26 protein-coding genes are annotated in these 26,135 nt (G+C 70.3%); 11 read left to right on the top strand and 15 right to left on the bottom strand.

All coding sequences use genetic code 11. The annotated features are described in order from the left end of the window. Positions 1-4 precede the first annotated feature (4 nt). From ACWEVS_RS29195 to ACWEVS_RS29180, 4 genes are read left to right on the top strand one after another with little or no spacing between them, the layout of a single operon-like run. The gene (locus ACWEVS_RS29195; RefSeq protein WP_452554137.1) at positions 5-796 is read left to right on the top strand and encodes an ABC transporter permease; all 792 of its coding nucleotides are present in this window, start codon (positions 5-7) and stop codon (positions 794-796) included. Continuing rightward, positions 793-1,584 carry an ABC transporter permease gene (locus ACWEVS_RS29190; RefSeq protein ID WP_452554136.1) on the top strand — a complete coding sequence of 264 codons (792 nt, stop codon included), beginning with the start codon at positions 793-795 and terminating at the stop codon, positions 1,582-1,584. Before ACWEVS_RS29195 ends, ACWEVS_RS29190 begins: the two co-directional genes overlap by 4 nt. Further along, a complete protein-coding gene (locus ACWEVS_RS29185) occupies positions 1,548-2,966 on the top strand; it encodes an MFS transporter (RefSeq protein ID WP_452554135.1) in 1,419 nt (472 codons plus the stop codon). The genes ACWEVS_RS29190 and ACWEVS_RS29185 overlap by 37 nt, the downstream gene beginning before the upstream one ends. Further along, positions 2,963-3,754, top strand: a complete 792-nt coding sequence (locus ACWEVS_RS29180; protein ID WP_452554134.1) for an alpha/beta fold hydrolase — start codon at positions 2,963-2,965, stop codon at positions 3,752-3,754. Before ACWEVS_RS29185 ends, ACWEVS_RS29180 begins: the two co-directional genes overlap by 4 nt. Position 3,755: 1 nt before the next feature. Here ACWEVS_RS29180 and ACWEVS_RS29175 read toward each other — a convergent pair whose 3' ends face one another. After that, positions 3,756-4,157 carry a pyridoxamine 5'-phosphate oxidase family protein gene (locus ACWEVS_RS29175; RefSeq protein ID WP_452554133.1) on the bottom strand — a complete coding sequence of 134 codons (402 nt, stop codon included), beginning with the start codon at positions 4,155-4,157 and terminating at the stop codon, positions 3,756-3,758. Between the two features lie 108 nt (positions 4,158-4,265). On the opposite strand from ACWEVS_RS29175, the gene ACWEVS_RS29170 reads away from it, so the two are divergent. Genes ACWEVS_RS29170 through ACWEVS_RS29155 form a run of 4 tightly spaced genes read left to right on the top strand, consistent with a single transcriptional unit; the run spans position 4,266 to position 7,511 of the window. Next, positions 4,266-5,039, top strand: coding sequence for an ABC transporter ATP-binding protein (locus ACWEVS_RS29170; protein ID WP_452554132.1), 774 nt, complete (start codon positions 4,266-4,268; stop codon positions 5,037-5,039). Further along, positions 5,036-5,992 (top strand): ABC transporter substrate-binding protein, encoded by a 957-nt coding sequence (locus tag ACWEVS_RS29165; RefSeq protein WP_452419200.1) that lies wholly within the window; start codon positions 5,036-5,038, stop codon positions 5,990-5,992. Before ACWEVS_RS29170 ends, ACWEVS_RS29165 begins: the two co-directional genes overlap by 4 nt. Beyond that, complete coding sequence (locus ACWEVS_RS29160; protein WP_449929570.1) at positions 5,989-6,747, top strand: ABC transporter permease; 759 nt, start codon at positions 5,989-5,991, stop codon at positions 6,745-6,747. The genes ACWEVS_RS29165 and ACWEVS_RS29160 overlap by 4 nt, the downstream gene beginning before the upstream one ends. Then, a complete protein-coding gene (locus ACWEVS_RS29155; RefSeq protein WP_452554131.1) occupies positions 6,744-7,511 on the top strand; it encodes an ABC transporter permease in 768 nt (255 codons plus the stop codon). The genes ACWEVS_RS29160 and ACWEVS_RS29155 overlap by 4 nt, the downstream gene beginning before the upstream one ends. Here the strand turns inward: ACWEVS_RS29155 and ACWEVS_RS29150 are convergent. The 9 genes from ACWEVS_RS29150 to ACWEVS_RS29110 form a co-directional block, all read right to left on the bottom strand. Then, entirely contained in the window at positions 7,480-8,493 is a 1,014-nt protein-coding gene (locus tag ACWEVS_RS29150) for a nitrilase-related carbon-nitrogen hydrolase (protein WP_449929574.1), read from the bottom strand. The two genes, ACWEVS_RS29155 and ACWEVS_RS29150, sit on opposite strands and share 32 nt — an antisense overlap. Next, positions 8,490-8,933, bottom strand: a complete 444-nt coding sequence (locus ACWEVS_RS29145) for a DUF3598 family protein (protein WP_449929576.1) — start codon at positions 8,931-8,933, stop codon at positions 8,490-8,492. Before ACWEVS_RS29145 ends, ACWEVS_RS29150 begins: the two co-directional genes overlap by 4 nt. Before the next feature lie 2 nt (positions 8,934-8,935). Then, positions 8,936-10,288: an aldehyde dehydrogenase family protein gene (locus ACWEVS_RS29140; protein ID WP_452554130.1), complete on the bottom strand. Its 1,353-nt coding sequence runs from the start codon at positions 10,286-10,288 to the stop codon at positions 8,936-8,938. A 68-nt stretch (positions 10,289-10,356) separates the two neighbouring features. Beyond that, positions 10,357-10,908, bottom strand: coding sequence for a GTP-binding protein (locus tag ACWEVS_RS29135; protein ID WP_452419257.1), 552 nt, complete (start codon positions 10,906-10,908; stop codon positions 10,357-10,359). Between the two features lie 4 nt (positions 10,909-10,912). Next, a complete protein-coding gene (locus ACWEVS_RS29130) occupies positions 10,913-11,239 on the bottom strand; it encodes a DUF742 domain-containing protein (RefSeq protein ID WP_354923097.1) in 327 nt (108 codons plus the stop codon). 107 nt (positions 11,240-11,346) lie between these two features. Continuing rightward, positions 11,347-11,769 (bottom strand): roadblock/LC7 domain-containing protein, encoded by a 423-nt coding sequence (locus ACWEVS_RS29125; RefSeq protein WP_354923062.1) that lies wholly within the window; start codon positions 11,767-11,769, stop codon positions 11,347-11,349. Continuing rightward, positions 11,766-15,110, bottom strand: coding sequence for a nitrate- and nitrite sensing domain-containing protein (locus ACWEVS_RS29120; protein WP_452419209.1), 3,345 nt, complete (start codon positions 15,108-15,110; stop codon positions 11,766-11,768). The genes ACWEVS_RS29125 and ACWEVS_RS29120 overlap by 4 nt, the downstream gene beginning before the upstream one ends. A 173-nt stretch (positions 15,111-15,283) precedes the next feature. Beyond that, the gene (locus ACWEVS_RS29115) at positions 15,284-16,693 is read right to left on the bottom strand and encodes an aminobutyraldehyde dehydrogenase (RefSeq protein WP_449931718.1); all 1,410 of its coding nucleotides are present in this window, start codon (positions 16,691-16,693) and stop codon (positions 15,284-15,286) included. A 110-nt stretch (positions 16,694-16,803) separates the two neighbouring features. Beyond that, positions 16,804-18,069 (bottom strand): glycosyltransferase, encoded by a 1,266-nt coding sequence (locus tag ACWEVS_RS29110; RefSeq protein WP_449931716.1) that lies wholly within the window; start codon positions 18,067-18,069, stop codon positions 16,804-16,806. Between the two features lie 114 nt (positions 18,070-18,183). Here ACWEVS_RS29110 and ACWEVS_RS29105 point away from each other — a divergent pair, with 114 nt between their 5' ends. After that, entirely contained in the window at positions 18,184-18,798 is a 615-nt protein-coding gene (locus ACWEVS_RS29105) for a TetR/AcrR family transcriptional regulator (RefSeq protein WP_449931714.1), read from the top strand. 1 nt (position 18,799) lies between these two features. Here ACWEVS_RS29105 and ACWEVS_RS29100 read toward each other — a convergent pair whose 3' ends face one another. From ACWEVS_RS29100 to ACWEVS_RS29085, 4 genes are read right to left on the bottom strand one after another with little or no spacing between them, the layout of a single operon-like run. Continuing rightward, positions 18,800-20,491, bottom strand: coding sequence for an ATP-binding cassette domain-containing protein (locus tag ACWEVS_RS29100; protein WP_452554129.1), 1,692 nt, complete (start codon positions 20,489-20,491; stop codon positions 18,800-18,802). Continuing rightward, positions 20,478-21,257 (bottom strand): ABC transporter permease, encoded by a 780-nt coding sequence (locus ACWEVS_RS29095; protein WP_449931710.1) that lies wholly within the window; start codon positions 21,255-21,257, stop codon positions 20,478-20,480. Before ACWEVS_RS29095 ends, ACWEVS_RS29100 begins: the two co-directional genes overlap by 14 nt. Next, entirely contained in the window at positions 21,250-22,077 is an 828-nt protein-coding gene (locus ACWEVS_RS29090) for an ABC transporter permease (RefSeq protein ID WP_452419213.1), read from the bottom strand. Before ACWEVS_RS29090 ends, ACWEVS_RS29095 begins: the two co-directional genes overlap by 8 nt. Before the next feature lie 29 nt (positions 22,078-22,106). Then, entirely contained in the window at positions 22,107-23,225 is a 1,119-nt protein-coding gene (locus ACWEVS_RS29085) for a polyamine ABC transporter substrate-binding protein (RefSeq protein ID WP_354923085.1), read from the bottom strand. Positions 23,226-23,439: 214 nt separating this feature from the next. Between ACWEVS_RS29085 and ACWEVS_RS29080 the strand changes: the two genes are divergently transcribed. Then, positions 23,440-24,693 (top strand): hypothetical protein, encoded by a 1,254-nt coding sequence (locus ACWEVS_RS29080; RefSeq protein WP_452554128.1) that lies wholly within the window; start codon positions 23,440-23,442, stop codon positions 24,691-24,693. Further along, positions 24,690-25,643, top strand: a complete 954-nt coding sequence (locus tag ACWEVS_RS29075) for an SIS domain-containing protein (protein WP_449931704.1) — start codon at positions 24,690-24,692, stop codon at positions 25,641-25,643. Before ACWEVS_RS29080 ends, ACWEVS_RS29075 begins: the two co-directional genes overlap by 4 nt. Before the next feature lie 72 nt (positions 25,644-25,715). Here the strand turns inward: ACWEVS_RS29075 and ACWEVS_RS29070 are convergent. Further along, positions 25,716-26,135 (bottom strand): GTP-binding protein (locus tag ACWEVS_RS29070; protein WP_452554127.1); only part of this gene is annotated, 420 nt, incomplete at its 5' end.

Here is a 26,135-nt window from a genome sequence, read left to right as displayed (position 1 = left end):
CACGGTGACCGACCGTCTGGCTCCCACCCGCAAGTGGGCGCGCCGGGCGGTCGGCGTGTTCGTCTTCGCGGGAGCCTTCGAGCTCCTCGGACGCGCCGGACTGGTCGACAGCGAGCTCCTGCCGCCCACCTCAGAGGTCCTGCGCCAAGCCGTCATCCTCGCCACCGACTCGGCCTTCCTCCGGCACGCCGCCACCAGCCTGCTCGCCTGGCTGTTCGGTATGGGGCTCGCCGTGGCCATCGGAGTGCCGCTCGGACTGCTGCTCGGCAGCATCCCCGCTGTCAATACCGCCACCAGGGCGATCGTGGAGTTCCTTCGCCCGATCCCCTCCGTCGCACTCATTCCGCTGGTGGCGCTACTCATCGGCACGGGACTGCAGCTGCGCGTGACCCTCATCGTCTACGCCGCTCTGTGGCCTGTCCTGTACAACACGGTGTATGGCCTGCACGGTGTCGACCGGATGGCCAAGGAGTCGCTGCGCGCCTTCGGCTTCGGACGCCTCGCTGTGCTGTGGCGGGTCTGCCTGCCCTACTCCGCTCCCTTCATCACCACCGGCATACGCCTCGCAGCGGGAGTGGCCGTCATCCTCACCATCAGCACCGAGATCGTGGCAGGAAGGGGCGACGGCATCGGCATCTTCATCTCGCTGGCGGGAACGGTCCCCGGCCGGATGAACGAGATCCTCGCCAGCGTCGTCTGGGTCGGCTTCTTTGGCGTCACCATGAACGCCCTCCTGGTGTCCGCCGAGCGACGTTTCTTCCACTGGCACCACGCGCAGGCTGGAGGCCCGTCGTGAGATCCGCTTTCTCGCGGTGGCTGGTCCTCGTGATCGTCGTGGCCGCGTGGGAGCTGGCGACCAGGGCTGCGGCGAGTGCGTTCTTCCCCGCACCCTCGGCGATCGTGACCAGGATGCACATGATGTGGTTCTCCGGTCCTCCCACCACGCTATTCCTGACCGACCTGGCCATCGAGAACATCCTCCCGAGCCTCGGCAGGATCGCCGCAGGCCTGGCCCTCGGCTCGGTCCTCGGCATCGCGCTCGGCATGGCGCTGGGCCTGTCGGCCCGCTTCTACGACTACCTCGACGGAATTTTGCAGTTCCTGCGTGCCATCCCGCCGCCCGCGCTGGTCACCGTGTTCGTGGTGGTCTTCAGCTTCGGCCTGCAGATGCAGCTGGCGTTCATCGTCTTCAGCGTCATCTGGCCGATCGTGCTGAATACCGCAGACGGTGCCCGCTCCGTAGAGCCGCTGCACCTGCAGACCAGCAGGGTCTTTCAGCTGAGCAGTGCCGAACGTCTCAGACTGGTGGTCTTCCCCTCCGCACTGCCCAAGATCTTCGCCGGACTGCGGCTGGCCCTGTCGCTCTCGCTGATCGTCACGGTCTTCGCGGAGCTGCTGCCCGGCACCCGTGACGGCATTGGCTACCAGCTCACCGACGCCTCGGCGACCTTCGACCTCACAGCCACATGGGCGGGCATCGTGCTGCTCGGCGTGCTCGGGTTCATACTCAATGAGGCCTTCCTCGCCGTCGAGCGGCGGGTCCTGTCGTGGCACTCGGGCATGAAGGGCCGACACGACACGTGATACTCAGACGGGGGGCGGGCCGCCGCCTGATACTTCTCCTGTGCTCCGCACAGCTGCTGAACACTGCCAACTTCAGCTCCATGAATATCGCGCTGCCCTACGTCGCCCTCGATCTGCGTCTCGCCGACGCGACGTTGCCCTGGGTGATTTCGGCGTACGCGATCATGTTCGCCGGCTTTTTGCTCGTGGCGGGCAGGCTGGCCGACCTCGTTGGACGGCGCAGGATGCTCGTCACCGGCTTCGGGTTGTCGGCGGCTGCCGCTCTGGCGGGCGCGCTCGCCCCGCTGGCCGAGCTGCTCATCGCGGCGCGCGGGCTGCAGGGGATCGGGGCGGCGATCTCCATCCCTGCCGTCCTCGGACTGCTCACCTCCGCCTTCGTCGAGCAGGCTGAGCGCAGCAGGGCGCTGGCCGCCTTCGCCAGCGCTGGCGCGGTCGGTTTCGCCGCGGGCCTGATCCTCGGTGGCCTGATATCCGACGCGCTCGGCTGGAGGTGGGTGTTCGGCCTGACTGCGCCGCTGGTGGCGGTCCTGTTCGCGATGGCGTGGACCATGGTTCCGCGCGACCCCGCGGGCGCCCACCGTACGGGCGAGGTCGACCTGCCTGGCACGCTGACCGCGACGGCGGGCCTGCTGAGCCTCGTCTACGGGCTTACGAATGCGGGAAGAGCGGGCTGGTCGGCGCCGGCGACCTCCGTGACGCTGGTGTGCGGGATCGCCCTGCTGGCCGGTTTCCTGTTCCTGCAGACCAGGACCGTGACACCGCTGATGCCGCTGCGGGTGTGGCGCCGGCCGCAGTTCGGCGCGGTGATGGCAGTCACTTTCTGCGTCTACACCGCGTGGTCGGGCACTGTCTTCTTCCTGGCGCTGAGCTTCCAGCGGGTGCTCAATTACGGGCCATCCCAGGCCGCGCTGGCGATGCTCCCTCTTGCCGTCGGCGGCTGGCTGTCGGCCACGATCACCGGCAGGCTGTTGCCGAGGACAGGGCCGAGGCCGCTCCTGGTCGCAGGGCTCTCGATGTACACCGCCGGCATCGCGCTCGCCGCGCTGATCAACGCGGACACCTCCTACGCGCCTCACGTTGTCGGGTCACTGTTCCTGATCACGATTGGCTTCAGCCTGGCCTACGTCTCATGCAACGTTACAGCGCTGGCCGACGCCGCTCCCGAGGAGCGCAGCCTGGTCGGCGGGCTCTTCACCACCTGCCTCCAGGTGGCCAGCGGTCTTGGCCTCGCCGTGGTCAGCGCCGTGGCGGCCATGCAGGCCGAGGGAACGCCTGTCTACCGGTCGGCGCTGTGGACCGCCGCTCTGATCGCGGCGGCGAGCCTGGCGCTCACCCTGTTGTTCCTCCGCACAAGGACACCCGAAAGGACGGTCGGCGCATGATCCGCCGAGGCTACGCGCAAACCCCTTTTGGCCAACTGCACTACGCGGAATGCGGTGCGGGTGAGCCGGTCGTGCTACTGCACCAGTCGCCGCGCTCGTGGGACGAATACTACGAGGTGCTGCCGATCCTCGGCCGCACACATCGCGCCATCGCCATGGACACGATCGGATTCGGCGCGTCGGCCAGGCTGGCCGAGCACTCCATCGAGGCCTATGGCGAGGCCCTCGTCGCCTTCCTCGACGCCCTCGACCTCGCTCGAGTCTCGCTGGTCGGCCACCACACCGGGGGCGTCATCGCGGTGGAGGTCGCCGCGACCGCCCCCGAGCGGGTTGAACGTCTGGTCCTCTCCTCCACCCCGTACGTCGACGAAGAGGCGAGGGCGAAGCGCAGGGAGCGTCCCCCTGTCGACCATGTCGTGGAAAAACCCGACGGCGGCCACCTCACCGATCTATGGCAGCGCCGCCAGGGGTTCTACCCCAGCGGCCGCTCCGACATCCTGACCCGCTTCGTACGCGACGCGCTCGGCCAGGGCGAAGACGTGGAGAAGGGGCATCAGGCGGTCGCTCGCTATCGGATGGAGGAGCGGGTCGGCAAGATCGCTTGCCCCGTCCTGTGCGTCGGGGCCACCGACGACCCCTTTGCCTATCCGGAGCTGGAGAACCTGCCGGGGGTCATTCCGGGGGCGCTGATCTCGGTGATCAAGGGTGGCATGGTTCCCCTTCCCGAGCAGCGACCCGAGGAGTTCGCCAGAGTGGTCCTGGACTTCCTCAGCGCCGATCGCGGCTAGCTCAGCGGGTGCGACGGTTGGGCGGCTCGTACGAGGGAGTGTCGAAGCCCCATGCCGACACCATGGTCGGCATGACGCGCAGCCACCTCGGGCCAAAGCCTGGCCCGAGGCGCTCGCCGCCCTCGGGCTGGGTCTTCGCCTCGCCGTGCAGGCAGACACCGCGGGGCATCTCGTCAAAGTCGTCGACGACGAAGGCCACACGCGGGTTCTCCTCGATGTCGCTCAGGTAACGCCTGTTCTGCCCTCTTCCCGGCAGGTCGCGCCCGCCGATCTCGATCGCGCCATGCTCCATGTCGAAGTGGAAGCGCACCGGCACCACGTGCGGACGTCCGTCGGCATTGGCGGTGGCGAGCCTGCCGAAAGTCTGGCTGGCCAGATAGGAAATCTCAGCTGCGGTAAACATTTCGCATTTACTCCTAAATGCTGACAAATCGGGCATAACATAGCCCCTCACTCGAGGGCTCCGATAGAGTTTGGATCATATTTAGCCCCTGCGCCACGAGGATTCAGCGTGCTTGAGATATCGAACCTCTCCCACGTCTACGGCAGTGGATCCGGCGCCCACCACGCCATCGAAGGGCTGAACCTCAGCGTCTCCGAGGGCGAGCTGCTGTGCATCGTCGGGCCCTCGGGGGCGGGCAAGTCCACGCTCCTTCGCTCCATCGCCGGGCTCATCCAGCCGACGGGAGGAGAGGTCCGCATCGCCGGCGAGCTGGTCAAGCAGACGCCCGACAACCTGGCCGTCGTCTTCCAGGACTACAGCCGCTCGCTGTTCCCCTGGATGAGCGTCGCCGACAACGTGGCGCTGCCGCTGCGCCGCAAGGGCATGGACAAGCAGCAGCGCAGGGCGGCCGCCCAGGAGGCGCTGGAGTCGGTCGGCCTCGAGGGAGCCGGCAAGAAGTACCCCTTCCAGCTGTCGGGCGGCATGCAGCAGCGGGTCGCCATCGCCAGGGCGCTGGCCTACCGGCCCAAGCTGATGCTGATGGACGAGCCGTTCGGCTCGGTCGACGCGCAGACCAGGGAGGACCTGGAGGACCTCGTCCTGCAGGTGCGCGGGCACCACCAGATGACCATCGTGCTCATCACCCACGACATCGACGAGAGCGTCTACGTCGGCGACAGGGTCGTGGTGCTGTCCAAGGCACCGGCCCACGTCGTGGGCGACCTGAAGGTGGAGCTGCCCTCTCCGCGCGACCAGATCTCCACTCGCGAGCACCCCGACTTCGTCCACCTGCGCGCCGAGGTCGGACGCCTCGTGCGCGGCGTCGAGAGGACCAACGCGTGAAGCGAGCCGCACTGACGATCGTTCTGGTGACGGCCCTGGCCGCATGCGGCGGCGGGGGCGGCGGCACTGGCGGTGAGGCGGGCCAGGAGAAGACGACGCTGACCGTCGGCGTGGTGCCGGTGCCGTCGTCGGCGGCGCTGTTCATCGCCGAGAAGAACGGCCTGTTCAAGGCCGAGGGCCTGACGGTCAAGACCGAGATCATCCAGGCGCCTCAGGCGGTCATGCCGAAGATCCTCAACGGCAGCATGGACGCCTTCCTGACCAGCTACGTCTCGCTGCTGGCCATCAACGACTCCGGCGCGGCCAAGCTGAAGCTGTTCCAGCACGTGCAGACGACCGCCCCCGGCATCGCCGGCGTCGTGGTTCCCAAGGACTCCCCCATCAAGTCCGCGGCCGACCTCAAGGGCAGGACGATCGGCGTCAACGTGCTCAAGGCGCTCGGCCAGACCCTCACCAACGCGCACCTGCAGCAGGCGGGCGTCAAGCCGGAGGAGGTCAAGTTCGTCGCCGTGCCGTTCGCCGACCAGCTCACGGCGCTGTCCACGAAGAAGATCGACGCCGCCTGGCTGGTCGAGCCGTTCCTGAGCGCGGCCAGGAAGAACGGCGCGGTGGAGATCATCGACACCACCTCCGGGCCGACGGCGGGCCTGCCGCTCGACGCGTGGGGCGTGTCGGAGGACTGGCTGGCCAAGAACCCGAAGACGGCCGCCGCCTTCCACCGCGCGTTGGCCAAGGCGCAGCAGATCGCCGCGACCGACCGCGCGGCCGTCGACGCCGTCGTCCCGACCTACACGCAGATCCCGGCCGAGGTGGCGTCGGCGATGAAGCTCGGCCAGTTCTCCACCGAGGTCGACAAGGCCGGCTTCCAGAAGCTGGCCGACCTGCTGCACGGCTACGGCTACCTCAAGGCCAAGCCCGACGTCACCACGCTGATCCCCGCCGGGATCGGATGACCAAGGCGCTGGGCGTCGTGGGCGTCCTCGGCTTCCTGCTCCTGCTGGAGGCCGCGGGACGCACCGGGCTGATCGCGGTCCTGCCGCCCGTGTCCGTCGTGCTCGTGACCGCGGCCGGGCTGGCGGCCGACGGCGCGTTCCTCGCCGACGTCGGCGTCACCCTCGCCGCGTGCGTGACCGGGCTGCTGATCGCGGTGGTCACGGCGGTGCCCGCGGGGCTGCTGCTCGGCTCGGTGCCCGCGGTCGAACGGTCGGTCCGGCCGCTGGTGGAGTTCCTGCGCCCGATCCCGTCGCTGTCGCTGATCCCGCTGGCGATGTTCGTCTGGACCGACAGCCAGGACGCCAAGACCGCGCTGGTCGTCTACACCTGCTCCTGGCCCCTGCTGATCAACACCATGTACGGCCTGGCCGACGTCGACCCCCTCGCCAAGGACACCCTGCGCGGCTTCGGCTTCGGCCCGCTCGCCGTCCTGTGGCGCGTCTCCCTGCCGAGCACCGCCCCGTTCATCGCCACCGGCGTGCGCATCGCGGTCTCGGTCACGCTGATCGTCGCGGTCAGCGTCGAGCTGATCGCCGGTGGCGCCGGCGGCATCGGCACCTTCCTGGTGCAGGCCGGCAGCGCCAACCGGATCGACAGGATGCTGGCGGCCACCATCTGGGCAGGTGCGCTGGGGCTGGGCGCCAACGCGCTGTTCACCGCCGCCGAGCGGCGGCTGTTCGGCTGGCACCGGGCCAGAGCGGGGGAGGCGGCGTGATCAGGCGGCTGGCGTGGTACTGGCTGCTGCCCGTCGCGGCCGTCGCCTGGGAGACGGCCACCAGGGCGATCGGCGCGGTCTACTTCCCGCCCCCTTCCATGATCCTGGCCAGGATGCGCGAGATGTGGTTCGCGGGACCGCCCGCGCGCCTGTTCCTCACCGAGGAGGCCGGCGGCGACCTGCTGCCGAGCCTGGCCAGGCTCGCCGCCGGATGGGCGGTGGCCGCGGCGGCGGGCGTCGTGCTGGGCCTGGTCCTGGGCCGCTCCCGGTGGCTGGCGGCACTGGTGGAGCCGCTGATCCACTTCGGCAGGTCGGTGCCGCCCGCCGCGCTGCTGCCGGTGTTCCTGGTGTTCTTCAGGGTCGGCACGCCGATCCAGCTGGCCGCGATCGTCTACGGCGTGCTGTGGCCGGTGCTCATCAACTCGATGGACGGCGCCCGCTACGCCGACCGGCAGTACCTCGACACCGCCCAGGTGTTCCGCCTGCGCCGCTGGCCGATCGTGCTGGCGGCGGCCGGGCCCAAGATCTTCGCCGGGCTGCGGCTGAGCGTGGCACTCGCCCTGATCATGATGGTGATCTCGGAACTCTACGCGAGCAGCGAGGGCATCGGGCACCGCATGCGCGAGGCCGAGGGCAGCTTCGACATCCCCGCGATGTGGGCGGGCATCGTGCTGCTCGGCGTGCTCGGCGTGGTGCTCAACGGGGTCTTCCTCGCGGTGGAGCGGCGGGCGCTCAGGTGGCATCGGGGCCGTACAGCCGCCTGATCGCCGCCTGCTGGCGCTCGACGAACCACCGCCTGGTGGGCGGCCCCGCGGCGAGGCCGTCGGGGCGCTCGACGTCGTGCCAGCCGTACTCCTCGGCCCACAGCGCGGGCTTCACCCTGGCCAGCAGGTTGCCCATGCCGGGGCGGCGGCGGAAGCGGCGCAGCGCGGCCAGGTCGAGCTCGGCGGCGGCCACCAGCGACTCCCCCTGTGCCGCCTGGGCCAGCGGGCGGCCCTCGAAGTCGAGGATCTCGGAGCCGCCGCTGGTGGAGTCGCCGGGGATCGGCAGCCCCTCCAGCCCCCCGCTGTTGGCGGAGACGACGTAGGCGAGGTTCTCGACGGCCCTGGCCCGCCGGGCGATCGCCTTGGGGGTGAGCGCGGGCGAGGAGGCCTCGGAGGTGGGGTTGCAGAAGACCTCGGCGCCGCGCAACGCCAGCGCCCTGGCCAGTTCAGGGACGAGGATCTCCTCGGAGGCCAGCACGGCCAGGTTGCCGAGCTCGGTACGGGCGACGGGAAGGACGGCGTCCAGGCCGTAGACGTCGAGGTAGCGTTCCCACACGTCGTACGGCGTCGGCGAGAACATCGAGTGCAGCCGCCGGTAGCGCAGGACGGCCTCGCCCGCCGGGTCGAGGATGACGGTGGCCTGGAAGAACAGCTCGGGGAAGTGCGGGTCGCTCTCGTAGGCGTTGACGCACAGGAACAGGTCGTTGCCACGGGCGATCTCGCCCAGCTCCCGGTACTCGGGGCCGTCGGGGGCCAGGGCCGCCCTGTCCCGCCACTCGGCGGCGCTCTCGCCGAAGGGGAAACCGGTGAGCACGTACTCGGGAAGCACCACGAGCCGCAGGTCGGGGCCGATCCACGCCTTGGCCGCCGCGGCCTGGGCGGCGATCCGGCCGATCGCGGAGGCGACGAGCGCGCGCGGGTCCGCCGAGCCGTTCACCGCGGTGGTCCTGACCTGCAGGGCGAGTGCCCGGTAGGCGCTCACCCGACGCGCTTCTCGTCGATCAGCGTGCGGCGCACGCACACCCCCGCCTCGATCCACTGCCACACCCTGCTGCGCGTCGTGCCGTCATCGCTCAGGACGATCAGCTCGAACAGCCGCAGGTCCGCGTCCTCCGCCTTGAAGACCCAGGTCAGATAGATGGTGGTGGCGTCGACTTCCCAGAACTCGCCCCTGATCCGCTCGGTGTCGAAGGCGCAGCGCCCGCCGCCCAGGTAGGTGCCGGGGAACTCGTGGCGCTCGGTCCTGCCGTCGTCCCAGACGTACTCGTTGACCTGGTGGTAGGCGCGGTCGTCGACGATCGAGCAGGTCAGGCGGGAGCGGTGCAGGTCCACGACCTGGCCCAGGCTGTCGAGGTGGCGGTAGGTTCCCTCCCACTCGCCCTCGTGCCTGGCCAGCAGCGGCATCTCCGCGCGAAGTCCCATGGCTACACGCTCCAGACGGATCGGGGTGACCGGTTCACCAGGTGGGCCCTGCGCCTGACGAAACGGGTGACGGCGGCCGGGCCCATGCGGGAGCCGCCGAGCCCGGACAGGTTGAAGGAGTGCTTCTCGCCCTCGTGGACGAAGGCGGTCAGCGCCGCGTCGTTGACGCTCACCGCGCCCACCCGCAGGCGGGCCGCCACCCGCCTGGCCTCCTCCTCGGTGGCCGCGAACACGGCGGCCGACAGGCCGTAGGCGGAGTCGTTGGCCAGCGTGACCGCCTCGTCGACACCGTCGAAGGGCATCACGGGCAGGACGGGGCCGAAGGTCTCCTCGGTCATGACCCGCATGGAGTGGTCGACGTTCGACAGCACGGTGGGCCGCATCCAGTGGCCGCCGCCGTGCCGTTCGATCGATCCGCCGGTGTGCACGACGGCGCCCCGCGCGACCGCGTCGTCGATGTGCGCGGGGATGACGCCGGTCCTCACCAGGGGCCCCACGGTGCCCCCCTCGCAGGTCAGCGCCGTCCGCTCGGCCTTGGCCACCAGGCGGGCGAGGAAGTCGGCGAAGACCTCGCGGGCGACGTAGACGCGCTCGATCGACTGGCAGGCCTGCCCGGCGTTGGCGGTGCCGCCGCGCAGGACGGCGGTGGCCGCCCGGTCGAGATCGGCGCCGGCCAGCACGACGGCGGGGTCCTTGCCGCCCAGTTCGAGGAAGGCGGGGATGAAGGCGCGGGCGGCGGCCTCGGCGACCTTCCTGCCGGTGGCGACGCTCCCGGTGAACACCAGCGCGTCCACCAGCCCCACCAGCGCCCGCCCCGTCTCCGCGTCGCCTTCGACGACGCGCAGCGGCAGCTCGGACGGCACCAGCCGCATGAGCGGTTCGATGAATCGGGGGGCCAGCTCGCTGGGCTTGACCAGCACCGCGCACCCGGCGGCGAGGGCGGGCACCGCGTCGATCAGGCCGAGCAGGAGAGGGAAGTTCCACGGGCTGATCACGCCGACCAGCTCGTACGGCACCGCCTCGCCGCCCACGACGACGCCGGGGATCGCGGCGGGCTCGTCGGGCCGGTCGGCCAGGAGGGCGGGCGCCTGCCGTACCCACCGGTCGACGATCGCGGCCACCGCGCGCCGCTCGATCTCCGACTCGGCGCGGCGGCCGGTGTCGGCGACCAGCGCGGCCAGCAGATCGTCGTCGCGGGCGAGCGCCGCGCCGAAGGCGGACAGCGCCGCCGCCCTTTCGGCCACGCGCCAGGCCGCCGACCGCGCGCGCAGGGCGTCCGCCGTCGCGGCCAGCTCCTCGGGCGAGACCGGCGACAGCGGCCGCTCGGGCTCGCCGGTGAGGGGGTTCACCACCATGATCAGAGCCGACAATAGCCGTAAACCCCGGCCGAACTCCAGCTCCGGGCCACGGGGCCCCGCGGTTGTCAGCCGCGGGGGCCCACGTGGCTGGTGAGCGCGTGCTCCACGAGGGTGATGAGGGTGCTCTTCACCGAGTCGCGCGACCTGGCGTCGAGACGGACCAGCGGGATGTGCGGGGAGAGCGTGAGCGCCTCCCGCACCTCCTCCTCCGCGTGGAGGTACTGGCCGTCCCACCCGTTGATCCCGACCACGAAGGGGAGCTTCGCCTCTTCGAAGTAGTCGATCGCGGGGAAGCTGTCGGCGAGCCTGCGGGTGTCGACCAGCACGACCGCGCCGATGGCGCCGCGCACCAGGTCGTCCCACATGAACCAGAACCGGTGCTGACCGGGCGTGCCGAACAGGTACAGGATCAGGTCCCTGTCCAGCGACACCCTGCCGAAGTCCATGGCCACCGTGGTGGTGGTCTTGTTCGGCGTGAGCGACACGTCGTCGATGTGCGCCGACGCGTCGGTCATGACCGCCTCCGTGGTGAGCGGCAGGATCTCCGACACCGCACCGACGAACGTGGTCTTGCCCACACCGAACCCGCCCGCCACGACGATCTTCGTCGAGGTCAGGCCGCTAGAGCCTGCGAAGTCCACTTAGCACCCTTTCCAGCAGGTTGAGATCCGGCTTACCCGCCTCCAGCTGCGGCTGGTGGACGCGGATCAAGCCCTCGGACGCCATGTCCGCGATCAGCACCCGGGTGATGCCGAGCGGGACCTTTAAGAGAGCGGAGACCTCCGCGACCGACCTGACCGACCGGCACAACTGGATGATCGCTTGGTACTCCGGACTGAGGAGAGAAAGATCGCGATGTTCGGATGTGGCGGAGGAGACCAACGCCTCCATCGCGAACTTCACCCTGGGCGCCGTGCGCCCACCGGTCACGGCATACGGCCTGACCAGCGAGCTCGGCCCCTGAGGGCGTGGGGCCCCATGTCGCCCCTGATTGTTATCACCAGCCCAACCCTGATCTGTCACAGCCTTCTCCTGTCCCCCATCTCACGCCCCCGCTAGCGGGGACGCGCCGCCTGCAGCTCGGCCCGTACGGCAGGTGTCAGCACCTGACCGGCCCGCTCCACCAGCAGCGTCATCTGGTACGCCACCAGGCCCATGTCACAGTCGGCCGCGGCCAGCACCGCCAGGCACGACCCATCACTGATCGACATGATCATCAACAGGCCGCGCTGCATCTCGATCACCGTCTGGGTGACCATGCCGCCCTCGAACACCCTGGCCGCGCCCTGGGTGAGGCTGATCACACCGGAGGCGACCGCGGCGAGCTGGTCGGCCCTGTCCTTGGGGAATCCCTCGGAGTAGGCAAGCGGCAGACCGTCGGACGACACGACCACGGTGTGCGCGACACCGGGCACGTTGTTCACGAAGTCGGTGATCAGCCAGTTGACGCCGCGGGCGCCCTGACTCAGCTCTCTCATCTGTCCTCCTTGTTCTCGCGGGCGTGGTCGCGAGTGAATTCACGGCCCTGCCGCACTCCCTGCTGGAAGCTCGACAGGCGGCTGCGCACCCGGTCGGGCGAGACCGGCGCGGGCACCTCGGGCGGCGCGCTCTCCGGCGTGCTCGCCGTACCGGGGACCAGGTTGGCTTTGGGGACCCTGCGCGGCAGGCCCGAGGAGGTCGTGCCGCCCTGGGCGGGCTGCGCGGCGGCGCGCGCGGCCTGGAAACCGCTGTCGGCGGGCGAGGACCACGAGGTGGACATGCTCTCGCCCGGCCGGCGCTGCGGCAGCCCCTGCGGGCGGCCTTCCGGCGCCGGCGGCTGCTCGCCGGAGAGGCGAGGGCGTGGGGACGGCTCGGGGTCCGCCTCCTCCCGCGTGCTCTCCCTGGCGGCCTTCAGCTCCTCGGGGTCGGGCCGGCGGAACCAGTCGGATCCGACGGAGGAGAAGATCGGCAGGAACTCCTCCCCGTCCTCGTCCATCGGGGAGCTCCGCACGACGGGCAGCGGGCCGGTCATGTCGGCCTCCGGCAGCCCCATGAAGGAGCTGTGGGAGTCGTTGCCCGGGGAGCCGAACGCGCCGGCGGGGTCGCGCTTGACGTGGTCGAAGGCGGAGTTGGCCTCAGGCTCGAGCGGGCGGCCGAAGGCGTCCATCGACCGCGGGTCCGGCTCGGGCAGGCTCCTGGAGAACGGGTCGAAGGCCGGTTCGGGCGTGCCGGACACCGCGGACGGCCAGCCGCGGTCGGCGAGCCCGCCGGACGCCCCGGCACCGCCGGGGCGCTGGCCGTTGGCGGAGAAGCCGCCTTCGGAGAAGCCACCCTCGGAGAAAGCACTGTCGGAGAAGCCACTGTCGGAGAAACCGCTGTCGGCGAAGCCGCTCTCGCGGGACCCGCCGTCGGAGAAGGCGCTCTCGCGGGACCCGCCGTCGCCTTCGCGCGATCCGCCGTCGAAGAAGGCGCTGTCGGAGAAAGCGCCGTCCGAGAAGGAGCTGTCCGAGAAGGAGCCGGTGGAGAATCCCGTGTCGGCGAAGCCCTGCTCGCGCGACCCGCTGTCGGTGAACGTGCCGCTGGGGAAGGCGCTGTCGGACGGGCCGCTCGTGGCGGCCTCGGCGTCGGCCGTGCCGAAGGCGGACTCCTCGCCCATGGACGGCCACGCGGTGTTGCCTCCGGGCGGGGGCAGCGTGCCGGGCCACGGCGTGTGCATCGGCTCGTCGAACCCGCGCACGTCCGGGCTGTCCATGCCGAACGGGGCGACGGGGGCGGCCATGACGGGCGAGTCGAACGGGCTGAAGGAGCCCTGGGTCTGCGGGAAGGGGAAGCCGGTCTGGGCCGGGGCGGACGCGCTGACCAGCAGCGTGTCGGGCAGCACGACCAGCGCGGTGACGCCGCCGGAGGGCTGCGAGCGCAGCTGCACCGTGATGCCGTGGCGCAGCGCCAGCCGGCCGACCACGAACAGGCCCATGCGGCGCGAGACCGACACGTCGACGACGGGCGGGTTGGCCAGGCGCCAGTTGGCCTGCGCGACCTCGTCGGCGCTCATGCCGATGCCGAGGTCGACGACCGCGATCATCACGCCGTTCTCGGCGCGGTTGCTGGAGACGCTGACCTTGGTCTCCCGCGGGGAGAACGAGATGGCGTTCTCGATCAGCTCGGCGAGCAGGTGGACGACGTCGGTGACCGCGGGGCCCGCCACCAGTGTGCCGGTCGGCACCTGGATGTTGACGCGCTCGTAGCCCTCGACCTCCGACAGCGACGCGCGGGCGATGTCGACGAGCTCGACGGGCTGCGTCCACTTGCGGGCGGCCTCCTGGCCGGCGAGGACCAGGAGGTTCTCGCTGTTGCGGCGCATGCGGGTGGCCAGGTGGTCGAGCCTGAACAGGTCGGACAGGCGCTGCTCGTTCTCCTCGCCGTTCTCCAGGCCCTCGATGAGCTGGAGCTGGCGTTCGACCAGGGTCTGGCTACGGCGGGAGAGGTTGACGAACATCGCGTTGACGTTGGCGCGCAGCTTGGCCTCGTCACCGGCCAGCCGGATGGCCTCGCGGTGGACCTCGTCGAAGGCCCTGGCCACTTCACCGATCTCGTCGCGGGTGAGCACGCCGATGGAGGGCACCTCGGGGATGGCCGCGCCGTCGCCGGACTCGCGCAGGATGCGGACGGTGTCGGGCAGCGTATGGCCGGCCACCTCCAGCGCCTCGGCGCGCAGCCTGCGCAGCGGCCGCACGAGCGAACCGGCCACCCTGGTGGTGATCAGCAGCACGAGCAGCAGCAGCACGAGGATGACCGCGCCGGAGACGATGGCGTTGCGCTGCTCGGCGTCGGCCAGTTCCCTGGTCTGGGCCACGATGGAGGTGGCCAGCTGGTCCTCGACCTTGCGCATGGTGTCGACCGTCTGCTCGGTGCTGTCGTACCAGAGCTTGAGGTCGCGGCGCGAGGTGATGTCGAGGTCGCGGATCTCCTTGTACTCGCGCATCTGGGCCAGGGCGCGCTGGCGCATGGCGTCGGCGCGGTCGACCTCCTGGCCGCGGACCATCTTGCGGTAGAAGGCCAGGTCGTCGCCCGCCGCCTCGGACTCGAAGACGGCCAGCTCGGCCTGCTGGGCGTTCCACGAGCCGAGGAAGTCGGACAGGTCGTCGTAGTCGAGGCTGCGCTCGATCTGCGCGACGACGAGGATGACCTGCTGGCGGGAGACCTCCTCCTTGGCGCGCTCCAGCGCGCCGAGGGCGGTGGCGTCACCGAGCAGGCCCTCGTTGTTGCCCTCGGCGATGAGCTCGCCCTGCAGGCCCTCCATGACGTCGATCATGGAGGTGAAGGTTTTGATCGCCGCTCGGGGGGGAACGCTGTCGCTGTCGCCGATGATCGAGTCGCGGAGCCCGTCGAGGCCCTCGAGCCAGCGGACCACCTCCTCGACCTCGTGGCGCACGCGGAGCGGGTGGGCCTCGTCGATCGCCCTGGCGCTGTCGAGCACCTTCTTCTTGCCCGCGTCGACGACGTCCCGCTGGTTGCGCAGCTGGGAAAGGCGGCCGGCGCGGCGGTTGTCGGCGATGTACCAGGCGGTGAGCGCCCGTTCCTTGCCGAGCTCGTGGGAGAGCGCGCCGAGCCGCTGCACGAGCTCGGCCACCTGGGTCAGGCGGCGGTACTCGGACGCGGTGCCGATGGAGTTGGCAAGCTGGATACCCGCGAGGAGGACGCCCACGACCGTGGGAATCAGGATGAGCAGGATGAGGCGCGATCGCACCCGCCAGTTGCCCAGCTGGAAACGACCGCCCGGCCCGGGCTGCTTGCCTGTGTCCTCCCCCGGGGCGGCGTGCCGGGGGTTTTCCGTCCTCACTGAGTGTCGCTACCTCTCGCCATACGTGCTCGGGAAATCTCTGACACGCATGTGGCGCATGGGATTGCAGGAGCGATCGTAATTGGAACACAACCTGACCAGATCAGCGAACGAGACAAAGCTCGCTAAACACCCATAAATCCGGCTTTTTCGCCCATAACGCCACACGCCGTTTAGGCCGGCCGGAACGAGTCCCGCTCGGCCGGAGCCGCGTGCTTGATCATCAAATGGCGGGTCACAGAGTACTCCTGCACCGCCTCCTGGCTCATGTCCTTGCCGAACCCGCTGCCCTTGACGCCGCCGTGCGGGGCCTCGCTGGCGATGGGCAAGTGATCATTGACCCAGGTCACGCCGACGTCCAGCCGGTGCGAGACGCGCATGGCCCTGGCCACGTCACGCGACCAGACCGAGGAGGCCAGGCCGTAGCGGGTGTCGTTGGCCAGCCTGACCGCCTCCTCCTCGCCGTCGAAGGGCAGCACGACAAGCACGGGACCGAAAAGCTCACCCTGCACGACCTCGCTGTCCTGCCGCGGGCCCGCGATGAGGGTGGGCGGGTAGAAGAAGCCGGGCGCGTCGATCGGGGCGCCGCCGCAGACCACCTCGCCACCGGAGTCGGCGGCCGCGCGGGTCACGAAGCCGTGGACCCGGTCGCGGTGCGCGGCGGAGATCAGCGGCCCGATGTCCGTCGTGGGGCTCCAGGGGTCGCCGACCTCGATCTCGGCCAGCGTAGCGCGGATGGCCTCCACCGCGTCGCCGTACACCTGGCGGGCGACGTAGACGCGGGTGGCGGCGGTGCAGTCCTGGCCGGTGTTGTAGGTCGCGCCCATGGCCACACCGCGCGCGGTCTCGGCCAGGTCGGCGTCCTCGAAGACCAGGGCGGGCGCCTTGCCGCCGAGCTCCAGATGCACCCGCTTGAGCGTGCGCGCCGCTCCCGTCATGACCGCCCGGCCGGTCTCGGTGGAGCCCGTGACGCTCACCATGTCCACGCCCGGGTCGGTCACCAGCGCCTCGCCCACCTCGGCGTCGCCGGTCACGACCTGCACCAGGTTCGCGGGCGCGCCAGCCTTGGCGATCAGCTCGGCCAGCCGGACGGTCGTGCGCGGCGTGTTAGGCGCGGGCTTGATCACTACCGCGTTGCCCGCGGCCAGGGCCGGGCCGAGCTTCCACACCGCCATGACGAAGGGGAAGTTCCACGGCGCGATCGAGCCGACCACCCCGACGGGACGGCGCAGCAGCACCGAGGTGTAGCCGGCGCTGAGCACCCCGGCCCCGCTGCCCTCCAGCGAGCGCGCGGCCCCGGCGAAGAAGCGCAGGTTGTCGGCGGCGAAGGGCAGCTCGCCGTCCCTGAAGACGGCCGCGGGCTTGCCGGTCTCCTCCACCTCGAGCCTGGTCAGCTCCTCGGCGTCGGCCTCCACCAGGTCGGCCAGGCGCAGCAGCACGCGGGCACGCTCGGCGGGGGTCGCCTGCGACCACTCCTCGAAGGCCGCCCTGGCCCGCCGGACGACCTCGGCCACCTCGTGGACGGGCGTGTCGGGCAGCTCGGCGAACGGCAGGCCGGTGGCCGGGTTGATCAGTTGACGCATGGTGTCTTTCCTCGGAAACGATCGGGTCGGTCGCCTGCCGTGACGGCCGGAGACCACGTCTGAGGGGAACGCGCGACGGCGTTCCCCTCAGACGGTCGGTCAGGCGTGGCTTACTTGCCGAGCTGCTCGATCAGGTCGGCGGCCTTGCGCAGGCCGTCACGCCGGCGGATCTCCTCACCCGCGGCGGCCAGCCTGGCGCGCAGCTCGGTGTCGCCGAGCAGGCGGTCCAGCGCGCCCGTGAGCTCCTCGTCGGTGAAGGAGTAGGTGGACAGGCGCACGCCGTAGCCGAGCTCGTCCACGCGCTGGGCGTTGTCGTACTGGTCCCAGAACAGCGGCAGCAGAATCATCGGCTTGCCGAAGTGGATCGCCTCGGTGGTGGTGTTGTTGCCGCCGTGGGTGATGACCAGGTCGACCTGCGGGATGATCTTCGTCTGCGGGACGAACTCCGCGCCCCACATGTTGTCAGCGAGCTTGATCTCCTCGTGCAGCGGGCCCTTGGAGACGATGTACTGGTGCGGCGTGGTGGCCAGCACGTCGATGACGCGCTGCATGAGCTCCACGTCGGCCGAGCCGAGCGAGCCGAGCGAGAAGTAGACCAGCGCGCCGTCGGCGCGCTCGAAGGGCAGCGCGAAGTCCTCGTCGGTCTCGCGGACCGAGGAGTCGAGGCGGTGCCAGCTCGGACCGAGCGGGCGGGCGTCGGTGTAGTCGAGCAGCTCGGGGTAGACGTAGAGGTTCAGGTCGCCCTCGTGGATGAAGTCGAGGTCGGGCAGCGGCCGGGTGCCCTGCTCGACGCACCACTCGTTGAAGGCGGTCCAGATCTCGCGGTGGGTGCGGTCGTACTCGGCGACGAAGGCGTCCCACTCGCCGCGGTCGCCGGAGGGCAGGCCGGAGAAGACCGGCGGGATCCCCTCGCCGCGAACCTCCAGCGGGTTGCAGGAGACGATCCTGACGAACTTCTTGCCCGTCGTCAGCAGCGCGGGGAAGGTGATGACGTTGTCCTCGACGATGATGTCGGGCTGCACCCGCTCGATGATCGCCTTGAGCTGCGGCTCGCAGTACTTCACGCCGTCGATCAGGGCGTCCCAGATCGGCTTGGTGACGGTCTCGAGCTGCTCCTTGGTGCTCTTGCGGTACTCCGGAGCCGTGTCGCGGATGAAGTCCTTCCAGAACTGGCCGGCGTCCTGCTCCTCCTCGGCGGGCGGCGCCAGGTCCACCAGGTCCTCCTCGAAGCCGAGCGCCTCGAGCTTGCCCTTCCACGACGCCTCGGCGGCGAAGACCACCCGGTGCCCCCTGCGGCGCAGGATGTCACCGATGCCGATGCTGTTGTTCGTGGGTCCGTACGCGCTCTCGGGCATGAACAGGATGGTGAGAGACATGATCAACTCCGGGGGGACACTCAGTTGAATTTCAATTCAAATACTGTCTAGCGGGATGGTCAACTTCAAGGCAGTATGTGCCCGCATGACCTTAATGACGCCACAGGAACGGGGGTGCTGGTGACCGCGCGCAAGAGTCGCTCGGACCGGCGGATCGACCTCATCGAGGCGGCCCGGCGGGCCATCGTCCGCCACGGCATCGACGGGGTGCAGCTGACGCACGTGGCCGAGGAGGCCGGACTGACCTCGGGCGCGGTGCTCTACCACTACCCCGACCTCAGCGAGCTGCTGGTCGAGGCCCACCACGCCAGCGTGGAGCGCTTCTACGAGCACCGCATGCGGCAGATCTCCGCGATCAGCGACCCCGCCCGCAAGCTGGTCGTCACCATCCGCTCGGGACTGCCGACCGGGCCGCTCGACCCGGACGTGCGGCTGCTGAACGAGCTCGGCGGGGCCGCCGGCCGCAACCGGATCTACGGCCTGCTGCTGACGACCCTGTACGACCGCCAGGTGTCGATGTACCAGGCGGTCCTGGACACCGGGACGGCGCTCGGCGTGTTCACCCTGGCCACCGACTCGCTGACGATCGCGCGCAACCTGGTGGCCCTGGAGGACGCCTACGGCTATCGCATCACGGCCAGGCATCCGCTCATCGGCCCCGAGGAGGCCGTGGAGCTGATACTGAGCTATGCCCGAGCGGCCACCGGCTGCCAGCTGGCTCCCCACTGACTCAACCTTCCCGGATCAGCACCGCGTCGTGGGCGTCCCAGTCGAGCCGGACCTGGGCGCCCGCCTCGACCTTCGCGGCGCCCTGCTGGGCCACCAGGACAGGCTTGTCCCGGCCCTCCACGGTGACCGCGATGTGCGAGATGCCACCGTAGAAGCTCACATCGACCACGGTGCCGGGCAGGCCCTCGCCGGACATCTCATCGGACAGCCGCACCTTCTCCGGCCGCACGGCCAGCAGCGCCTTCCTGCCCTTGCTCTCGCCACCCTCGGCCTCGCCGCCCTCGGCCTCGCCGCCCTCGGCCTCGCCGCCCTCGGCCTCGCCGTCCTCGGTCTCAGCACCGTCAGACTCGGCGTCCTTGCCGTCGGTTCCCTCTGCGTTGGCGCCATCAGACTCGGCACGCTCGGTCTCCGCGACCTTGCCGTCGGTACCCTCGGCCTTGGCACCGTCAGACTCGGCGCCGTCGGTCGCGGTGTCCTCTGACTCGGCACGCTCGGGCTCCGCACCCTCGGCGTCAGTTCTCTCACTCTCAGCGCCATCGGTCTCAGCACCGTCAGTCTCAGCACCGTCGGACTCGGCACGCTCGGTCTCCGCGACCTTGCCGTCGGTACCCTCGGCCTTGGCACCGTCAGACTCGGCGCCGTCGGTCGCGGTGTCCTCTGACTCGGCACGCTCGGGCTCCGCACCCTCGGCGTCGGTTCCCTCGCTCTCAGCACCGTCAGACTCAGCACCGTCGGACTCGGCATCGGGAGAATCGGGGCCGTCGGTCGCGGCACCCTCGGACTCGGCGCCTTCGGACACCGCATCCTCGGACACCGGCTCCTCAGACGACGGCTCCTCAGACGACGGCTCCTCGGACACCGGCTTCTCGGACGCCGCGTCGTCGGGCTCGGCGATCTCAGGATCCTCGATCTCGGCGCTCTCGGCGGGCAGGACGCCCAGTCCGGGGACCTCGAGGCCGCCCGGCACCGCCGTACCCTCGAAGAGGTTGTTGGCACCGACGAAGTCGGCCACGAACGGCGTGCGGGGCCGCTCGTACAGCGCGACCGGCTCGTCCACCTGGCGCACCTGGCCCGTCTGGAAGACCGCGATCCGGTCGGCGAGCGACATGGCCTCCTCCTGGTCGTGGGTGACCACGACGAAGGTGATGCCGACCTCGTGCTGCAGCCGCTTGAGCTCCAGTTGCATGCCCGCGCGGACCTTCTTGTCCAGCGCGGACAGCGGCTCGTCGAGCAGCAGCAGCCGCGGGCGCTTGACGATCGCTCTGGCCAGGGCGACGCGCTGGCGCTGGCCGCCGGACAGCTGGGACGGCTTGCGTCCGGCCATCTCGGCCAGCCCGATGGTCTCCAGCACCTCGCCGACCCGCTGCCTGATCTCGACCTTGCCGAGCTTCTCCTGCTCCAGGCCGTAGGCGATGTTCTTGGCCACGGTCATGTGCGGGAACAGCGCGTAGGACTGGAACATCAGGTTGATCGGCCGCCGGTTCGGCTGCATCGACAGCAGGTCGTCGCCGTCGAGGGTGACCGTGCCCGCGTCGGGCGTCTCGAAGCCGGCCAGGATGCGCAGCAGCGTGGTCTTGCCGCAGCCGGAGGGGCCGAGCAGGGCGAAGAACTCGCCCTGCTCGATCTCGAGCGAGACGTTGTCGAGCGCGGTGACGTCTCCGAACCTGCGGGTGACGCCGTCAATCTTGAGCACGAATCTCCCCGATCTTCGTCATGCGCTGGGCGACGATCACCACGGTGAAGCTCACCAGCAGCAGGATCGAGGCGAGCGCGTTGATCTCCGGGGTCACCCCGAACCTGACCATTGAGTAGATGACGATCGGCAGCGTCGGCTCGGTCGGCGCCGCCGTGAAGAACGCGATGACGAACTCGTCGATCGACAGGGTGAAGGCCAGCAGCGCGCCGGCGACGATGCCGGGCACGAGCTGCGGCAGCGTCACCCTGACGAAGGTGGTGACGGGTCCGGCCCCGAGGTCGCGTGAGGCCTCCTCCAGCGAGGAGTCGGCGTGGGTGAGCCTGGTGCGCACGACGGCGGCGACGAACGCCATGCCGAACAGCGCGTGCGCCAGGATCACCGAGTGCAGGCCGAGGCTGAACTTCACCACGTCGTAGAAGACCAGCAGGCCGATGGCCAGCACCAGGTCGGGCAGGATGGCGGGCATCAGGCCGAGCGCGTCGAGCAGCTTGGACCTGGTGTACCTGGCCAGTCCCACCGCCAGCATCGTGCCGAGCACGGTGGCGAGCACGGTCGAGCCCGCCGCCACGATCAGCGTGTTGGCCAGGCCCTTGAGGATCTTCTCGTCCTGCGCGAGCACGCCGTACCACTTGAGGCTGAAGCCCTCGTGGACGTACGGCGAGCGGCCCGCGTTGAAGGACATCACCAGGAGCACGAGGATCGGCGCGTAGAGGAAGACGTAGGTCAGCCAGAACGGCACGTAGAGGAAGCGCGGCTTACCCACGGCGGTTCACCCACGACTGGACGACGAGCAGCACGACCAGGACCAGGATCACGGCGAGCGCCAGGGTGGAGCCGAACGGCCAGTCACGTGACTTGAGGAACTCCGTGCGGATCAGCGTGCCGACCGTGGCCGAGCGTCCGCCGCCGAGGATCTCCGGGATGACGAAGTTGCCGAAGCTCGGCACGAAGACGAACAGGCAGCCGGTGGCCACGCCCGGCAGCGTGAGCGGGAGCGTCACGCGCCTGAAGGTGGTGAAGGCCGAGGCTCCCAGGTTGGCCGAGGCCTCGCGCAGCTGCGGGTCGAGCTTCTCGATGGCGGCGTACAGCGGCAGCACCATGAGCGGCAGGTAGGAGTAGAGCAGGCCGGTGACCATCGCGCCCTGGTTGTAGAGCAGCTCGAACTGCGTGCCCAGCGCGGAGTTGATCAGGCCGGGGCCGCTCAGCAGGATCGTCCACGCGTAGATCCTGATGATGAAGTTCGTCCAGAACGGCAGGACGATCGCGACCAGCGCGATCGTCTTCCACGTGCGCGGCAGCCTGGCGATCAGGTACGCCGTCGGGTAGCCGAGCAGGAGCGCGAACACGGTGGTCAGCGTGGCCAGCTCGATCGACTCCAGGACCACGTCCAGGTAGAGCGGATCGAGCAGCCTGGTGAAGTTCTCCGTCGTGAACTCGTAGACGATCCCGCCGAAGCGGCCGCGCCTGAAGACGGTGTAGCTGAGCACCAGGACGAGCGGGACCAGCATCAGCACCGCCAGGTAGGCGATGCCGGGCCCCAGGAACACGAACGCGCCCAGCCGGCGCCCCCACCGAGGGGACACCGGCCGGGCCTTACCCACGGTCTTCACGCTTACTTGGCCGCGACCTCGGTCGACAGGCGGGTGAACTTGGTCGCCGCCTCTCCCAGGTCGATGATCGACTCACCCTGGAGCAGCTCGGCGGGCGAGATGCCGAGCAGCGACCCCTCGGGGATCTGGACCTTGTCCATGGCCGCCTTGTTCGGGACCTTGTAGTTGATGTTGGCGGCCGCCCAGCTGTGGATCTCGGGGTCGAGGATGTAGTTGATCAGCGCGTGCGCGGCCTCCTTGTTCTTGGAGGACTTCATGATCACCATGGTGTCCACCCAGAGGTCGCTGCCCTCCTTGGGGACCACGAACTTGATGTTGTTCTTCGGGTCCGTGGTGGGGCACCAGCCGTCCCACGCCTCGACCATGACGGCCTCGCCGGACTTCAGCTTGTCGCCGAAGGTCACGTCGTCGTACTGGAGCAGCTTGGGCTTGGCCGCGAGGAGGAGCTCCTTCGCCTTGGCGATCTCCTCGTCCTTGTCGGTGTTGACCGAGTAGCCGAGCGACTTGAGCGCGGGCAGGGCCAGCCAGCGCTCGGTGGTCATCATCGTGACCTTCTTCTCGGCCCAGGCCGGCGGCGTCAGGATGTCCTTCCAGCTGGTCGGCTCGGCCTTGACCAGGTCGCTGCGGTAGCAGATGCCCGTCGTGCCCCAGGTGTAGGGGACGGAGATCTTGTTGCCCTTGTCGTAGGAGAGCTGCGTGGCCTCGGGGTAGAGGTTGCTGAGGTTCGGGATCAGCTCGGGGTGGATCGGCTCCAGCAGGCCCGCCGCCGCCAGCGCCTGGGCGTACTGGCCGGAGACGAAGGCCACGTCGACGCCCGCGCCGCCCTGCCCGGTCAGCTTCGCCATCGCGGTCTCGTTGGTGTCGTGCTCGACGACCTTCACGTCCGCGACGCCCAGCTTGGCCTTGGCCTTCTCCGGCAGTTCCTTGGGCGTGTAGCCCGGCCACACGGTCACCGTCAGGCTCTGCTTGGACAGGTCGGCCTTGGCGTTGAGCGGCGCCGCGCTCTGTGCCGGCTTGGCGCTGTCGGTCGACGACTCACCGCCGCACGCCGCGACGGCGAGCGCGAGCCCGGCCGCCGCCACGACGGCCGGAAGACGACGGGTGTACCGGGTACGGGACACGGCCGCTACTCCTTCTAGATTCAGATGTACGAGGGGTCTCGCGACCAACCGGGCACTGCAGACCAAAGCAGGAGTGTTGCAGCCAACATCAACATGAGCAAGACTTTTCCGGACATTGTCACCAGGAAGTTCGATAAACGTGTTGAATCGCGATTCAATATGGCGACGACTGCCGGCCCCACGTAAGAATCACGTTACCGATCAGGACGGCGCCGTGACCAGTTCCCGGCCAACTCTCACCGCCGCTCTCAGCGCCGGTGAAGGGTTCACGGCGGCGTTCCTGGCGGCGCTGTCGGCCCCCGTGCCCGAGCCCTTCAGGGTCCGCCGCTACCTGCCCATGCCCGCCCCGTACGGCACCGCCGGCGAGCCCGGCGCCGGGGACGCCTGGCGGGAGCGCGGCATCGACGTCGACCAGACCAACCACTCGGTGGTCGTCGGCGAGCGGGTCGTGGTGAAGTGGCTGGCCGAGCCGGCGCCGCTGCCCCACCCGACGCTCGCGGCGTTCGCGCACCTGACCGAGGCGGGCTTCCGGGACACCGCCCCGCCGTACGCGGCGCTCACCAGGGTCGAGCCGTCGGGCGCCGAGACGCTGCTGGCCCTGGTGACCGGCTACCTGCCCGGGGCGAGGGACGGGTGGGAGTGGTGCGTGGACGAGGCGGAGGCGGGCCGTACCGGCTTCGCCGCCACGCTCGGCCGGCTGGCCGCCGACCTGCACCTGGCGCTCGCCACCTTCCCCGCGGCGGACGGCGCGGCCCCGGCACCAGTGCGCCTTCCCCAGGACGCGGCCCCGGCACCAGTACGCCTCCCGCAGGACGCGGCCCCGGCACCAGTGCGCTCCCCGCAGGACGCGGCCCCGTCACCGGCGGGCGGCGAGCCCGGCGGGGCGGACCTCTCGCGGCAGGAGTCCGCGCTCGACCGGGCGGCCGGGGCGCTGGAGGAGGCGCTCGCGCTCACCGACGGCGAGGACGGCGCGTGGCTGCGCGCCCACGAGCCCGCCCTGCGCGCCGGGCTGGCCCCGCTGGCCACCCCGGTCACCACCCCGAGGATCCGCATCCACGGCGACTTCCACGTCGGCCAGATCCTCCAGTGGCGCGACGGATACGCGGTGATCGACTTCGACGGCAATCCCACGGTCGCCGACGCCGACCCCTACCAGCCCGCCGCCCGCGACGTCGCCCAGCTCACCACCAGCCTGGAACACGTCGCCCAGGTGGCCGTCAAGCGCCGCGGCACCGCCCCCTCCGCCGCCGCCGCGTGGGCCGCCGCCGCCAGAGCCGGTTTCCTGGAGGCCTACCGGCTGCGGCTGCGCGCCGCCGGCCGGGCCGAGCTGCTGGACGAGCGCCTGCTCGGCCCGTTCGAGATCGAGCAGGAGTGCCGCGAGCTGATCTACGCCGCGCGCCACCTGCCCCGCTGGCGCTACGCCCCCATGGGCGTGCTGCGCACCCGCTACACCGAGGAGAACCCGTGAACCCCGAGCTGTTCCACGCCGACCTGGAGGCCAAGCCCTCCGCCCTCGCCGACCTGGCCGCGTGGCTGGAGAAGGAACCGCTGACGCTGCCGGAGGGGCTCAGGCGAGTGGTGTTCCTCGGCATGGGGAGCTCGCGCTACGCCGCGAGCGTCGCCGCGCTCCGCCTGCGGGCCAGGGGCTTCGACGCCTACGCCGAGTACGGCTCGGCCGCCGCCACCTTCCCCGCCGGCCCCGAGACGCTCGTCGTGCCGATCTCGGCGACCGGCGGCAGCAGGGAGACGCTCGACGCCCTCGCCCGCTACGCCGGCGGCCCCTCCCCCGTCGTCGCCCTCACCAACGTCGCCGACTCGAAGATCACCGAGGGCGCCGACCAGGTCATCCCGATGCTGGCGGGCGAGGAGCGGGGCGGCGTCGCCTGCCGTACCTTCCAGCACACGCTGGCCCTGCTGCTGGCGCTGGAGTCGCACCTCACCGGCGCGCCCCGCGACCTGCCCGAGCTGGTACGGCGGGCCGCCGAGGCCACCTCCGACCTGCTCGACCGCCGCGACGAGTGGCTGCCGACCGCCCTCGACCTGCTCGACGGGCCGAACGGCGTCTACACGATCGCCCCGGCCGAGCGGCTGTCGTCGGCCCAGCAGTCCGCGCTGATGGTCCGCGAGGGGCCGCGCAGGCCGGCCGACGCGTGCGAGAGCGGCGACTGGTCGCACGTGGACGTCTACCTCACCAAGACCCTCGACTACCGCGCCCTGCTGTTCCCCGGATCGGCCTACGACGAGCAGGCCATGGACTGGGTACGGCAGCGCGGCTCCACCGTCCTCACCGTGGGCGGGCACGTGGAGGGCGAGCGCGCCGCGATCCGCTACCGGCACGACGAGGATCCGGACGTGGCCCTGCTGACCGAGACGCTGGTCGCCGAGCTGGTCGCCGCCCACTGGTGGCGCACCGCCTGACGCCCCGCTCCCCGGACCTGGGCCCGCCGGGTGCGGGCCAGGGTCCGGGCCAGAAGGTGGGGCCGTAGACGGTCAGAAGGTGGGGCCGTAGGAGGAGCGCACGGTCAGGGCGTGTTCGACGAGCGTGATGAGCGTGCTCTTGACCGCTTCACGGGAGCGCGCGTCCGTCCGGACGATCGGCACGTGCGGGGCGAGCGTCAGCGCGTCCCGCACCTGGTTCTCCACGTGCGGGAAATGCCCGTCCCACCCGTTGAGCCCGACCACGAAGGGGAGCTTCGCCTCCTCGAAGTAGTCGATCGCGGGGAAGGAGTCGGCCAGGCGCCGCGTGTCCACCAGCACGATCGCGCCGATGGCGCCGCGCACCAGGTCGTCCCACATGAACCAGAACCGGTGCTGGCCGGGCGTGCCGAACAGGTACAGGATCAGGTCCCTGTCCAGCGACACCCTGCCGAAGTCCATGGCCACCGTGGTGGTGGTCTTGTTCGGCGTGAG

The sequence above is a fragment of the Nonomuraea sp. NPDC003754 genome (assembly GCF_053605785.1).
This window is presented reverse-complemented; position numbering and strand designations above follow the sequence as displayed.

Excerpts from the sequence above, each read along its gene's own strand:
- ACWEVS_RS29175 (WP_452554133.1), bottom strand. The coding sequence starts at position 4,157 with ATGTTTACCGCAGCTGAGATTTCCTATCTGGCCAGCCAGACTTTCGGC.
- ACWEVS_RS29115 (WP_449931718.1), bottom strand. The coding sequence starts at position 16,693 with ATGCGTCAACTGATCAACCCGGCCACCGGCCTGCCGTTCGCCGAGCTG.
- ACWEVS_RS29180 (WP_452554134.1), top strand. The coding sequence starts at position 2,963 with ATGATCCGCCGAGGCTACGCGCAAACCCCTTTTGGCCAACTGCACTAC.
- ACWEVS_RS29110 (WP_449931716.1), bottom strand. The coding sequence starts at position 18,069 with ATGTCTCTCACCATCCTGTTCATGCCCGAGAGCGCGTACGGACCCACG.
- ACWEVS_RS29125 (WP_354923062.1), bottom strand. The coding sequence starts at position 11,769 with ATGAGAGAGCTGAGTCAGGGCGCCCGCGGCGTCAACTGGCTGATCACC.
- ACWEVS_RS29145 (WP_449929576.1), bottom strand. The coding sequence starts at position 8,933 with ATGGGACTTCGCGCGGAGATGCCGCTGCTGGCCAGGCACGAGGGCGAG.
- ACWEVS_RS29160 (WP_449929570.1), top strand. The coding sequence starts at position 5,989 with ATGACCAAGGCGCTGGGCGTCGTGGGCGTCCTCGGCTTCCTGCTCCTG.
- ACWEVS_RS29140 (WP_452554130.1), bottom strand. The coding sequence starts at position 10,288 with ATGGTGGTGAACCCCCTCACCGGCGAGCCCGAGCGGCCGCTGTCGCCG.